The 13,694-nt window shown below is 44.4% G+C and carries 12 protein-coding genes; 8 read left to right on the forward strand and 4 right to left on the reverse strand.

What is annotated here, in order from left to right; all coding sequences use genetic code 11:
- Nucleotides 1-4 precede the first annotated feature (4 nt).
- From HBAL_RS09840 to HBAL_RS09860, 5 genes are all read left to right on the forward strand, one after another.
- Entirely contained in the window at nt 5-1,561 is a 1,557-nt protein-coding gene (locus tag HBAL_RS09840; protein ID WP_015827796.1) for a hypothetical protein, read from the forward strand.
- 206 nt (nt 1,562-1,767) lie between these two features.
- Nucleotides 1,768-3,291 (forward strand): exopolysaccharide biosynthesis polyprenyl glycosylphosphotransferase, encoded by a 1,524-nt coding sequence (locus tag HBAL_RS09845; protein ID WP_149037402.1) that lies wholly within the window; start codon nt 1,768-1,770, stop codon nt 3,289-3,291.
- Nucleotides 3,292-3,300: 9 nt separating this feature from the next.
- Nucleotides 3,301-4,293, forward strand: coding sequence for a glycosyltransferase family 2 protein (locus HBAL_RS09850; protein ID WP_015827798.1), 993 nt, complete (start codon nt 3,301-3,303; stop codon nt 4,291-4,293).
- Complete coding sequence (locus tag HBAL_RS09855; protein WP_015827799.1) at nt 4,286-5,053, forward strand: polysaccharide deacetylase family protein; 768 nt, start codon at nt 4,286-4,288, stop codon at nt 5,051-5,053. Before HBAL_RS09850 ends, HBAL_RS09855 begins: the two co-directional genes overlap by 8 nt.
- Nucleotides 5,050-6,036, forward strand: coding sequence for a glycosyltransferase (locus tag HBAL_RS09860; RefSeq protein ID WP_015827800.1), 987 nt, complete (start codon nt 5,050-5,052; stop codon nt 6,034-6,036). The genes HBAL_RS09855 and HBAL_RS09860 overlap by 4 nt, the downstream gene beginning before the upstream one ends.
- Before the next feature lie 45 nt (nt 6,037-6,081).
- On the opposite strand, the gene HBAL_RS09865 is transcribed toward HBAL_RS09860, so the two are convergent.
- Nucleotides 6,082-6,792, reverse strand: a complete 711-nt coding sequence (locus HBAL_RS09865) for a P-loop NTPase family protein (RefSeq protein ID WP_015827801.1) — start codon at nt 6,790-6,792, stop codon at nt 6,082-6,084.
- A gap of 110 nt (nt 6,793-6,902) precedes the next feature.
- Nucleotides 6,903-8,390, reverse strand: coding sequence for a GumC family protein (locus HBAL_RS09870; RefSeq protein WP_015827802.1), 1,488 nt, complete (start codon nt 8,388-8,390; stop codon nt 6,903-6,905).
- A 94-nt stretch (nt 8,391-8,484) separates the two neighbouring features.
- Here HBAL_RS09870 and HBAL_RS09875 point away from each other — a divergent pair, with 94 nt between their 5' ends.
- On the forward strand, nt 8,485-9,201 hold the full coding sequence (locus tag HBAL_RS09875) for a polysaccharide biosynthesis/export family protein (RefSeq protein WP_015827803.1): 717 nt from the start codon (nt 8,485-8,487) through the stop codon (nt 9,199-9,201).
- A gap of 40 nt (nt 9,202-9,241) precedes the next feature.
- Here HBAL_RS09875 and HBAL_RS09880 read toward each other — a convergent pair whose 3' ends face one another.
- On the reverse strand, nt 9,242-9,514 hold the full coding sequence (locus HBAL_RS09880; protein WP_015827804.1) for an SEL1-like repeat protein: 273 nt from the start codon (nt 9,512-9,514) through the stop codon (nt 9,242-9,244).
- A 427-nt stretch (nt 9,515-9,941) separates the two neighbouring features.
- On the opposite strand from HBAL_RS09880, the gene HBAL_RS09890 reads away from it, so the two are divergent.
- Both HBAL_RS09890 and HBAL_RS09895 read left to right on the forward strand, forming a co-directional pair.
- Complete coding sequence (locus HBAL_RS09890) at nt 9,942-11,081, forward strand: hypothetical protein (RefSeq protein WP_015827805.1); 1,140 nt, start codon at nt 9,942-9,944, stop codon at nt 11,079-11,081.
- A gap of 290 nt (nt 11,082-11,371) precedes the next feature.
- The gene (locus HBAL_RS09895; RefSeq protein ID WP_233356663.1) at nt 11,372-12,571 is read left to right on the forward strand and encodes an O-antigen ligase family protein; all 1,200 of its coding nucleotides are present in this window, start codon (nt 11,372-11,374) and stop codon (nt 12,569-12,571) included.
- A gap of 36 nt (nt 12,572-12,607) precedes the next feature.
- Here HBAL_RS09895 and HBAL_RS09900 read toward each other — a convergent pair whose 3' ends face one another.
- Nucleotides 12,608-13,648: a glycoside hydrolase family 5 protein gene (locus HBAL_RS09900; RefSeq protein WP_015827807.1), complete on the reverse strand. Its 1,041-nt coding sequence runs from the start codon at nt 13,646-13,648 to the stop codon at nt 12,608-12,610.
- Nucleotides 13,649-13,694: the final 46 nt, after the last annotated feature.

Here is a 13,694-nt window from a genome sequence, read left to right on the forward strand (position 1 = left end):
AATAATGCCTAGGTCAATCAATGGACGCGAAGCGCTCGAACAACTTGATGAGAGCATTCTCCGTGCACGCAAGCAGCTTGCGCATGCCTTAGAAGCATCCGATGACGCACGCGCACGCATTGCCCAAATCCGCAAAGAACAAGTCAGCACCTATCAATCCCTTGCTGAAATGCGTTTGGAAACACTCACTGACGACACAGATGCACACGAAGTCACCCTGCTAAACTCAGAGAAACGCGCTCAAATTCTCTTGCAATCACACGAAGCTTTCATTGCTGATGAGCAGGAAAAATTAAAAGCAGCCTCTCAAGAAATTTTACGGCTGGAAAATGATCGCGAAGAAATATCTTCGCGCCTCGATGCTGCCGTAGAACTTTATGAAAAACGCGTCTCAAAAATACAAGCAAGCCTTGTTGAAGATGAAGATTATCAATTGCTTGCAGAAGCAATGGAAGATGCAGCAGCCATTACAGAACGCGCACACTCCAAACTCGCGCTCGCACAGGAAGACCGTGAGCAAAAAGGGCAACCATATGAAAACGACCCGCTCTTTTCCTATTTGTGGAGCCGCAAATTCAGAACACCCGATTACAAAGCACCGGCATTCATTCGTTTTTTAGATAATTGGGTCGCTAAATTATGTAAGTATGATCAATCATATCTCAATTATGGGCGCTTAACCGAACTCCCTGTGCGACTAAGTGAACACGCTCAAAAAACCCAACAAAGTTTAAAACAAGCAAGTCAGGCGCTTGAAGCAGCTGAAACACAGGCTTTGACAGATGGCGGCGCTGATACTCTCAAAAAGAATGTCGATGAATTGCGATCTGCTATTGAGGCCTTAGATGCTCAAATGGATGCGGCAGAAGCGAGACATCAAGCCTTAGCTCAATCCCATGACTCGGCAATCAATGCAGAATCTGGCCCAGCAATGGAAGCCCGCCGCGTGTTGGAAAACGCACTAAAACGCGCAAGCTTTCCCGACCTTCGCATACTGGTCGCTGAAACGATCACCCCAGAAGATGATCGTCTCGTTGACAGATTGGTCAAACTCAGAACTGAAGAATTAGAATTTGAAGTGATTTCTGAAGATCTGGAAAATGGCCCTAAAGAGCGCCGAAAAGATCTTTCATTACTCGAGCGCTTAAGACGCGAATTTAAAGCCGCAAAATTCGACAGCCCGTATGCGACTTTCAAAACCTCTAGTATCGAAACTGTAATCACAGCCCTTCTCAGAGGCCATACAAATATAAGCGGTGCTCGCCGTTTGCTCAATAAGGCAATTGTCAGACGCACGCCGCGCGTAGACCCTGAATTTGGCGGCAAAAGCCGCTCATCAACATTAGGCTTGCCATCAATATTTGGAGATATCGCCATAGAAATCGCCAAGGAAGCTGCGCGCCAGAGCACAATCGGAGGCAGTGGTAGAAACTCACCCTTTGGCGGTAGACCAACAACACGTCGCTTCCCTTCAAAACGCTCTTCTTCGGGAATCAAATTCCCATCTTCTGGAGGCTTCGGCGGCAAAGGTGGTGGATTTAAAACCGGTGGTGGTTTCTAAACAAACCTTTAAAAGACACCATCACCATTACTACGATTATTGTACATTTAAACAAATGAAAATTAAGCAAGTTACCCTATAAGCAATGAAGCATTACTCATACTAGCCTTCTTTTGAAGTGTTCATGCTAGGTTGTATTGCACAAGGTAAATGGAGACACTCTGTGTTCTTCGTGAATGTTTAAATTTGTAATGGAAATCGCTGGCATGAGCCTCGACGCTATGGATCCGGACAATAATGCAAGTAACGATACATATCGTATTGCAAAATTGCGCCAGCACAAAAGCGAAAAACACAAATTACACAATACACAACCTGATCAACCCGCCAAACGTTTTCCAATAGATCGCTCTGGTCTACGTTTTATACTGCGCATATTTGATTTTACCGCCGGCTTTGCAATTATTCTTATTGCTTGTCATCTTTTAAAAATTGATCTGCTAAGCGAAAACCTTAGAACTTCTCTGCCCTACATAGCAGCGCCATTATTTGCCTTCTTGGGCATGCGTATAACGGGTGCCTATCGTTTTGCATTTGATGAACATCCACTTACACACATTGGACGTGTTTTGCTTGGCTCAAGCCTTGGGGTGGCACTTGTTCACATCATTAGTTTGGTTTTCAATCTTGGTGATGATCAGCTTTACCAAATTTCTGCAATTGTTTTGTGTGGCTATTTGGGATTGCACGCGCATTACGCCGCTCTTCTTCGTTCCCTCACGCGTTCTGGCGCGCTTGCAGATAATGTCGTTATCGTCGGTGCGACCCCTGCTGCTTTTGATTTAATCGAAAAAAATCGCAAAAAACGTGAGATGAATATTCTAGGTGTCTTTGAAGACAGGCTAGATCGCGCACCCGCAGCAATCGCGGATGTTCCGGTCATTGGGAAAGTCGATGATCTACTCGAATGGGATAAACTTCCTGATGTCGACAGAATTATCCTAACAGTGACATCAACCGCACAAGAACGTGTTCGTACCCTTATAGATCGTCTACGCCTTTTGCCTCAAGAAGTGATTCTCATGCTGGACCTAGACGGGTTTAGTCCAGAGAAAACCTCAATCGCCAATATGGTCGATACACCCGCAGCTTATGTTTCAGGTGCGCCCAAAGATGTCAGACGTGCCGCGATCAAACGCGGTTTAGATATTGTGGTTGCAAGCGCCATGCTCATACTTTTCTTGCCATTTATGATGATCATTGCAACTTTGATCAAACTAGATAGCCAAGGCTCAATTTTCTTTAGACAGCGACGTCATGGTTTTAACAATCAGATTATTCGTGTCTGGAAATTTCGGACTATGCACCCGGATAAAGCGGCTGAAGATGGCACAAAAGTCATCCAAACCGTGAGCAATGATAAACGTGTCACGCGCATTGGTGCCTTCTTACGTCGCACAAGTTTGGATGAACTTCCCCAACTCATAAATATTCTAGTTGGAGACATGTCACTTGTCGGCCCTCGCCCCCATGCCGTTGGCATGACAACCGAGGAAGTTGAAGTCCACAATATCGTCGCTGAATACGCTCATCGTCACAGAATGAAACCAGGCTTAACCGGTTGGGCACAAATCAATGGATCTCGCGGCCCAGTCCACACAGCAGAGCTTGTTAAAGATCGCGTGCGTTTGGACATGGAATATATGGAAAAAGCATCATTCTGGTTTGATCTATACGTCATCCTGATGACTGCTCCCTGCCTTTTGGGCGACTCAAAAACACAGCGCTAGGCATCCAATATGAACACAACGCCCCAACTTAGCGCCAACCCACCCGTTCGCGACACGACAACCCCACGCGAAATCGTGGTCGATAACCCGCACTGGAAAGACAAGGCAAACCAAAAGCTGTCTATTCTTGTACCTAGCTATAAAGACGATCCAGAAGCTTTATTGGCCTCATTATCCAAATGCAAAAATGTCGAAGACATCGAATTTATTCTTTATGATGATGGCGGCGGAGACCGCACACTTATTGAGAAAATTTCGGCGCACGCAGCTGAGGCCAGCTTTCCAGTTCGGATCATCTCTGCACAACACAATATTGGACGTGCAGGCGCGCGAAATCGTTTATTGAACTATGCGCGATGCAAATGGGTATTGCTCCTTGATGCCGACATGCTTCCCGATAACGAAGATTTCCTGACTAATTACATCCAAGAAATATCAGTTCATCCCGACCCTAAACTTATCGTCGGCGGGTTTTCACTTAAGCAAGCCTCAACGGCCCCAGAATATGCTTTGCATCGGTGGCAAGCTGAAAAATCAGAATGCATGTCTTCTAAGCTGCGCAACACAGAACCTGGGCGTTATGTTTTCACAAGTAATGTTCTTGCCCATGCAGACCTGTTTGAAGAAGTCCCTTTTGATGAAACATTCAGTGGATGGGGCTGGGAAGATGTCGATTGGGGATTGCGTATCGCCAAGACTTATCTAGTTCTCCACATAGATAATACAGCCACTCATTTAGGCCTTGATACTGATCGAGATCTCATGAAAAAATATGGCAAATCGGGTGCTAATTTTAAAAAAGCGATTGAAAAACATCCCGACGCTTTAAAATCAACAAGTCTATATAAAGTTGCTAACAAGCTAGCGCCGATACCATTCAAGCCCGTGATCAAATCCATAACTGGTAGCATTGCGACAGCGCACTTTTTTCCAATAAAGGTTAGAGGTCTCGCCCTAAAATTATGGCGTGCAACCATATATGCGGAGGCTCTTCATGATTGATTGGCATTACACACCCTCTCGTACCCTTCCCGCCAAATTAAAACGCCGCATGACACAATGGAGACATGCTGCGCCAGTTGATGTGAGCAACACACAATTTCATGTATCATACACATTTGATGATTTTCCAATGTCGGCGGTCAATGGTGCCGACATCCTCGAATCTCATGATGGGCACGCAGCATTTTATGCCTGCACAAAAATGATAGGCACACACGGCGCATATGGGGACATGTACGATATCAAAACCATGTTGGACCTTGAAAACCGTGGACATGAAATTGGCGCGCATACCCACAGTCACCTTGATTGCGCGCAAAGCAAACGTGAAACTGTCTTAAATGATATTGACGCAAATATTTCTGCGCTCATGGAAGCCGGCTTAAAAAAACGGCCCACAAGTTTTGCATACCCTTATGGAGAAACCCTTTTTGATACCAAAAAAGAAGTATTCAAAAAGTTTGATCTGTGTCGCGGTATTCTTCCCGGAATTAATGTTGGAAAAGTTGATCTCGCTCAATTGCGGTGTTTTGAACTAAACGAAAATCCAGCCACACGCATTCGAGCAATAAATGCTATCGAAGAAGCAGGCAAAACTGGCGGCTGGGTGATTATATTTACACATGATGTATCACCTCAGCCAACTGCGTATGGAACCACAACTGGGATCGTCGAAGAATTGTGCCAACTGTCTAAAGCAGCAGGCGCAACGCTTTCAACGCCAACTGAGGCAGCAAGAAGCTACGGCCTAATCTCATGAACCAATCCGTAAAAGTCAGTATTGTTATTCCAACATTTCGCCGCAATGACGGTTTGGAAAATGCCATTACCAGCATTCTGAATATGACGGATGCTGCTTTGGAAACGGCTGAAATCGTTGTCGCAGACAACTCACCCGAAGCCGGCGCCAAATCCACAGTAGAACAACTCAAACTCAACACTAGCGTACCAATAAACTATGTCAGTGAACCCACTCCGGGCGTATCAAATGCACGAAATGCTGGTCTAGCTGTAGCAAATTCTCGTCTAATTGCCTTCATTGACGATGATGAAACTGCCCAAAATGGATGGCTAGATAATTTAGTCGCAGCTCATCAAAAGCTCGGTGCCGCTGTCATTTTTGGCCCTGTCGAAACTGTGCTTCCAACCGACACGCCTCCCGCGCACAAACAATATCTGGAAGATTTTTTCTCTCGCAAAGGCCCAAGCGAAACCAAACTAATTGATGAAGCTTTTGGCTGTGGAAATGCTTTCCTTGATTTGGATCGCATTCAACCTTGCCTCCCTGAAAATGAGCCGTTTTTCAATAAGATAGCCAATGAAACTGGCGGCGAAGATGACTATCTTTTTGCTCGTGTGAAACAGCATGGTGAAACATTTGGCTGGGCACATAATGCAATTGTTGATGAACACGTCCCCGAAAAACGTGCACATTTAGGTTATACACTGAGGCGTGCATTCGCCTATGGACAGGGGCCCTCCACCAATTGCTGGCGCAATAATGACGGCATTGATATTCCACGCCTATTGATGTGGATGATTATCGGGACAGGTCAGTTTATTATCTATGGAATCTCTGCCTTAGCGATGTTTGCAATCAAGCATCCCAAACGCGCATATATGTTGGATAAAGCTGTAAGAGGACTAGGAAAACCCCTCTGGTTTCCACCATTTATTCTGCAATTTTATGGGGATATTCCCGATAAGAAAAAGCGCAAAAAAGTTATCAAAAGCGCAACTTAACCAAACTCACAAACTGAGAATAAGTTAAGCTACGCTCAACCTAAATTAGCCTGAAATTTCATCCGCTAATCGGGCATCTGCTTTGGTTGCATTGAGAACAATTCCCATACATGTGCCACCATGGCCTTCAATTTCTTGTCCAAGCTTGGACACCTGAGTCGCAGGTGTTTTATCAGCTCGCACAACTAAAGCAGTTGCATCCATTTGCGAACAGATAGCCAAACCCGCTGAAGATGTTTCTAACGCAGGTGCATCGATAATGACCCAGTCAGCTATCTCTCTAACGGCTTTCCAGTAGTCCGCTCCCGTTTTCACACGCACGCGAGCGCTTGATTCTAAACGTTCTTTTCGAAACCTAGACACAAGTAATTTAGTATCCGCCACACGATGCATTACAAAAAGCCCCGCATCGTTCTTCTTACCAGGTGGTGGCGGCGGTGGTGGTGGTGAGATAGAAAAAAAGGAAGCGCCAGACATTTCAGCGTTATGAGCTGGACCAACCTGACCAAATGAATCAACAAAATCGCCGCCGCGATCAAAAGCATTAAATAACCGACCATCCATAAGATTTAGATCAATCAGCCATACACCCTTGCGCGCACGTTGAGCCGCTAACATAGCAAAAGAAGCAGCCACACTCGATGTGCCTTCGCCTGCCATAGCAGACATGAACATAATCGTACGACCACCATTATCCACTGGTGCTCGTGTTGCGACACGCCAAGTTTCAGTTAAATCTTTTCGTAAGTCTTTCATCACTCAAATTCACTACATCTTATTTTGCCGCTATAATTGGTTTCAACATAGAAAAACTAAGTTAACTTTTTGAAAAGTATATTTTTTAATTAAATAACAAATACTTAGTCTTATTGCTTCGATGTCACACCAATGACAGGCAACCCTATTGTCTTTTCAGTTGAACGCCGCGTTGAGAGACTTTTACGACTAAATGCAACAAGTAAGCCCGCGATTAATGCAGTAAATCCAGCAAACATCCCTGATGCCAAAACAATCGGTATCTTCATACTCGAACCTTTAGATGGTGGTAATGCCCTATCGACGATTACAACACTCCCGCTTGAACCTTCCGAAATCTGAACTTCTGCTTTTTTCGATTGCTCTCTCGTTGCCAATTCAACCATCGCTCTTTCCAACACGTCACGCTCTCGGCGAAGTTTCTTATATTCTGGTTGCAACAAAACGAGTTCTTTCTGTCGCTGAGACACTTCATTGACCTGACGTTTTAACTCCGCCGCGCGAGACGTTGCCGCATTCAAATCAGATTGAACATTCGTGATTGTAGAGATTAATTCTTGATACGCTGGGTTTGGACCAGTTCGACGAACACCGCCATCATCACTCTCCAACAGTGATTTCATACTCGCTATACGCGCATCTATTTCTAAAACAGCGCGGCTATCAGGCAAATATCTTAGCAATAATTGCTCACGCTCTAACTGGAGGTCCAGCACACGTTGTGATGCATTTGTCTCAACTTCTAGCGCAATCGTTTCTGGCGTAGTTGGCAGCATAGCACGCAAGCCACTCAAACGACCTTCACCTTCTTTTACCAATGCCTCAACGGTCAAAAGTTCATTGCGTAAATTCACCAATGTCGTGCCAACAGACAATCGATCAGTATCAAATTCACCAATTTCATTTTCAACAAGGAAGTCGCGTAGCAATGATTCGGCTTCACTTAAGGCCTCACCCACAAGATATCTTTGACCAGCCACAGCCGCAATATCATCTTGATCACTTTGAATTTCTCTATAGTCGACAAATTGTTCCAGAAATTTATTGACAACCTCGGCGGCAACAATTGGATCTTCATGCTTAAAGACAAAAGTAAGCAAGGGTGATTTCACCCCGTGAGATGCACCAAAATTTTGGTTCAAAGCATCATATGCAGAGGCTTCCAATTTTCGAATTTTGTCAGGGTCATTCGTTTCTGCTATCTCTTGGGCAATTTTAGGATAGATGTGTCCAATCCCCATCTGATCCATAACGCGACGCGCTAATATAGGGGAATTGGCTTTCTCAGCTTCCGCACTAACAATTGCCTCAGTTTCAATAGAAACACCACGTCCAGCATCTCCGACAAGCGGGTCATAAATATATTGCTTATCCAACGTGACCTGCATTGTGCCGAATGCCGTATATGTTTTGGGCATGGTCATAGCAAACAGAACACCCAGTATCACGATAGGCAGAAACACCAATATCATAATCCAAAGTGATCGCCACAATTGCAAGAATATATCGCCCACGCCAAAACGTGGACGAACGCGTAAATTCACACCGCGTTGTTCGCGCCGGACAGGCATTTGGGTGGCTTGATTGTCTTGCATCATATTCTGATTCTGCTTTATCTAAACAACTTGTTCATTTGTCGCTTGATTTGCCTTAATATTTCATTATCCAAAACGGATGCATTAAGAAAGCACCATGATGAAAAACAACGCATCCATCCTCGCACTCGCTGTTCTGTCAATATCGGCATGCTCTAGCCCTCAACCGGGACCAAGCGCGCCGACTTTTCAATCAACGACTTTCTCAAAATGGTCGCAAAATGATGCAGCCTACAGATTCTACCCAGGCGATAAGTTAAACATAACTTTCAGACAAGCACCTGAATTGGACCGAGAAGTCGTTATTGCACCGGATGGTCGGATAAGCCTTCCACTCATGGACCCTGTCGTTGTCGCGGATCTTTCTGCTTTCGAACTACAAAAAATTCTTGAACGCATCTATGCTAGAGAATTGGTGGATCCCTCTCTCACAGTCACGCCAGTTGAATTTGCGTCCCAACAAATATTCGTCGGTGGTGAAGTCAATAATCCGGGCGTATTTCCATTGCCGGGCCAAATTGATCCGCTGCAAGCCATTGTCTTAGCTGGTGGCTGGAACGATAATTCCAAACCTGAACAAGTCATTATTTTACGTCGCGATCGAAATGGTCAAATCATGACCCGCGTTGTTGACGTAAAAAATGCTCTTCGTGACCCAAGCAATCTAGACATTGGACCATTAAAACGGTTTGACGTCGTGTTTGTATCCCGCAGCCGCATAGCAAATGAAAACAAATTTATACAGCAATACGTACTATCAGCATTGCCAATTGATTTTTCATTCTTCTACAACCTAAAAGACAACGCCTTCTAACTCAGATTGCTGAACTAAACACTAGGCATCACAACCGAAATTAATGTGCTTTTTGCATCCATTCGCGGGCAGCACGTTGTGCCTGACGAAGTTCTAAAGATGACATGTAGTCAACCATTTCGCGACGTTGCTCACGTGCATCACGAACACCTTTAAGAGCGGCAAGGTTAAACCATTTGTGTGCTGCAACGTAATCAACGGCAACTCCTAGTCCTGTAGAATACATAAGTCCCACACGGTAAATTTCTTCACCAGCAGATTTGTTTGTTAAGCTCGCTTCAGGAGCTTCGATCAATGCATCAGCATAAGCCATTTTTTGTCATTCCTTCGACAATGAGGCTCTGTGTCGGGTTATTCCCCATGATCAAAGAGCCTATCCACCATAAACCATCACCTTCTCCGGCGATGTATGCAGTGAACTAAATTACTGTTGATCTATAGTTAATTACATCAGTAAATACTTCAAAACGGCTAGTTGTACATGAATTTTCTTTTACTGTTATTTAAATAGAAATAGTAATTATCAAATCATTACTTCAAATCCAAAAATTCAAAGACATTATATTTACCATGTTAGGCAAAATTAAAATATAGTTTACCAAACATAGGATATCTTCGAGAGAACGATATCTATGGCTTAAGTCTTGCAGGATCAATGGACTAAGATAAACAAACAAACGACAAGCCCACCGACGCCCCTCACGGCGTTCCCAGCCATCCAAGCTCTGCACAGAACCCATATGCACCCCAAACCCAATATCAGATTTGCCACATTAAAGGACACTGGCGAGATCAACCATTTACTTGGACTGGCTTGGTTCACACAGCATTCTGAAGCTGGATGGAAATGGCTATTTGAAGACAATCCCGCTCAAGGTGAAATTCCACCAGGAATAGTTAGTATTGGCAAAGATGGTGACCTTAATGGTTTTGTTGGCTGCTGTATAAAGCGCTTTTCTCAAAATGGGGAAACACTCACGGCAATGACTGGTCACTCATTGGTGGCACACCCTAATCATCTAAGCGCCGGCTTTCGTTTAATGGTGAATTTGCTCCATCAGAAAGTCGGCTTTGGGACTTACACACTCAACAATAATGAGATAGCAGCTCGCATATACCCTCGCATTTCTCAAAAAGCGGGATACAATAACGTACCAATTTTTGGGCAGGCAGCTCGAATGAGCCTACAATGGATCACGAATCCAGCGCTGCAAATTCAAGCTGGCCTGAAACGCCGCTATCACATCCAAACAAATTTCAAAACAGCCCGCAATGGTGTAGAACGGTTTTCAACTTACACGGCACCTCCAACTGATAAAATCAAGTTGCCGAAATATACATCTTTGATAGCTGACCATCACCAGCATGAAACCGCGCTTAGCTTGTTCTGGTCACGTTTAAGCAGCAATGAGGGCATTTTCACTTATAGAGACAAAGCAACCCTCGATTGGATTTTAAGTAACCCCGACGCACAAACCCCTCCTATCTTTATTACATATGATCGAGGTGACGGTATCGAGGGCTGGCTGATAGGGCTTATATCTAAAGAGTCTGAAATAGCACCGCCAATACTCAGCATTATAGATCTCATTGCACTACCAGAATCACAAAACACAATTCTGCCCGAACTCATTTCGGCTGCGCGGAAAATTGCGTCTAAAATGAAACTCATGAAAGTGCATCTTCCGTATGCCTCCCAAGAAACTGTAAAAGCTTTGGAGAATTGCATCACACCATCCAACATAAAAACAACCGATTACGCCCATGCGCACGGATGCTTCTATCCACCTTACCGCGTTGAAGAATTTGAAAAAAACTGGAGCCCAACACCATTGGATGGTGATTTTTCGTTTTGTTTAAGACCAATGCCGATACGTTAGATCTGCGCTCAATCACTTTCATTTTGGATTAAGGGCTGAGATTGCACCCTTGTAAGAAGGTGCAAAACAATTGAATGATCATGCTGTATTAACCTCAACGCATCTTTCCATATAACGGAGCAGAAAAGTTGTTCAACAACGACACGTGCCTTTCAAAATGGCACAACAGCCCACATTCATTAAATGGACCTCTGTACTGGATCGAACGTGCGTTAGTTTTCTTCATTGTTTTAACATACTCAGGACTATGGATTGCGATACTCTTAGGTAGAGCCGCAGAAACACAAAGCATGATAGCACCTGACCCAGGACCAATAGCGCGGGCTTCTTGGTTTCCTGCATATCTGGCATTGATTGGGTTATTGGGGCTAAATATAAAAAAGCTAGGAAGTGCGAGCTTAAAATTCTGGCCCATAATTTTGTTATTAGGTTTAGCAGTCGCTTCGGCAAACTGGTCTTTAGATCCAAGCCTAACACAGCGGCGTGCCATTGCACTTAGCTTCAGCTTTATGTTCGGTTGTTATCTTGCGATACGTGCCCCCCTAGTCGACACACTAAGGATCATTGGCTGGGCGTGGCTAACGATTTGTATCCTCAATTTTCTTCTTATTTTTGGAGCCCCTCACCTAGGTGTCCACTCGGAATTACACGTTGGAGCGTGGCGCGGTTTCATGACCGAGAAAAACCATCTTGGCGGTGAAATGGCACGCGCAAACCTAATATTCCTTGCGCTTGTATATTTCGATAGAAAAACACCAGCAGGTCAGAACAAAAAAGCATGGTGGTTAGGTCTAGCTTTAACGTGGATGCTCATCTTAGGTTCCACATCTAAAACGGCGCTCATTGCAACGCTAATCCCATATTTAGGTTTTTTATTCTACAGCATCGCGATCCGCACACCGATATTAGGACTTTTAGCGTTTTGGGGTGGCCTGAGTTTAGCTGGTATCGGTTACGCCATAATATCCATTTCGCCTGAAACTGTTGTTGCGCTGATTGGGAAAGACCTGACGTTTACCGGTCGGACAGGCATTTGGGCTATCGTTATTGATTTAATCAATCAGCAAAAATGGACGGGTTATGGATATGGTGCATTCTGGGTCACGCCTGATGGTCCAGTTGCATTTATCGTGAACACACTGGAATGGAACGTGCCAACAGCCCATAATGGATGGCTGGAAGTGGGATTGGCTATAGGATACCCTGGATTAATCCTGATTATCTGCATCTCACTATTTGCTTTAGGCAAAGCTGCATATCTGGCAACAGGCAAACATGGCCCATTTGTCTTTCTCATGCTTTTTCAAATAATTCTATTTTCCTTGTCAGAAAGCATATTGATGCAACAAAATTCGCATGCATCATCCCTATTCTATTTCTTCACTGCTTACGCATTTATTGCTCGCAAAGTCGCAACAGACTCACAAACACCTCTCTTAAGCGCCCCGCATTGGGCGCTACCACCGCGTACTACGAAGAAACGCAGCTAATAAAATTGGGCATCAACCAGAGGAATGCTTCAGCTGTTAATCAAAAAGAGCTTCTAAAATAGGCGGAGACCAAGATTTGGTTTCTTCGTCATAGATGGCAAAAGCAGCACCAAAATCCCACAAACACCAACCAATGCCGGCATCCTCTGCAGATTGACGGTAATACTTAATCCATTTAGCGCGTTCGCTTTCAGGAACCCGTTTGTAAACGCCAAATTCTCCTAAGAAAATTGGTTTTCTCAACTCTGCCCCCAACTGACGAGCTTCACTGAATAAGGAAATCACATCTTTTCGCTCTTGCTCTGTCCCCCACACTCTGCCTGTTGGATAATCTTTCGCAGTAAAGCTTGCACCTTGATGCGTAAATTCAAACGGACCGTAATCATGAAAAGTCACGATTATACGCGGATCATAAGGAAAGCGCATTTTTTTAAGGCCAGAGAAATTTCCCCAATGATCTCCGCCGAGCATAATCCAAGGATCGCTTCCAGCATTATTTCTGATGGTTGCAACCATTCGCGCATTCAATGGGATCAATTCTTTGCTCGTTAGCTCAGCCATTGGCTCATTGAGCACTTCAAAAATAATATTTTCGCCATGCCCGCGAAATCTTCTGGATATTTGTCGCCACATTGCATCCAAACGGTCAATATGTGCGGATGGCGTCTGCATGATTTCTTCATAATGATGCACATCAATAATAACCTTCAGACCGTTTAGAAGCGCGACATTGACGACATGTTCTACACGCGCAAAAAAGGCTGGGTCTATTATATAGGGTGCTTCTTTTTGAGTATGAGCTGACCACCTAATCGGTAATCTAATAGTTTCAAAACCTGCTTTGCCAATTTCTTGCAGATGCTCATCTTTAATAATGTATGTCCAATCGCCTTCATTGGGCGCATCAAGAGCATTCCCCATATTGATACAGCGCGAAATCGGACTTTCAGGAAGCGCCAGCTGGTGTGCGGAATAGGAAGATTGTGAATCTTCACTCTGATGTACATAGGCATATCCACCGCCAATAGTGCAGACAGAAAAAACGGCCCCCAACAATCCCCACCAAATTTGTTTCATCGCTCTATTACCTAATATATCAAAACCAATTTCAGACGGGCTCTAC

It is taken from the genome of Hirschia baltica ATCC 49814 (assembly GCF_000023785.1).
In the GTDB taxonomy this organism is placed as follows: Bacteria; Pseudomonadota; Alphaproteobacteria; order Caulobacterales; family Hyphomonadaceae; genus Hirschia; species Hirschia baltica.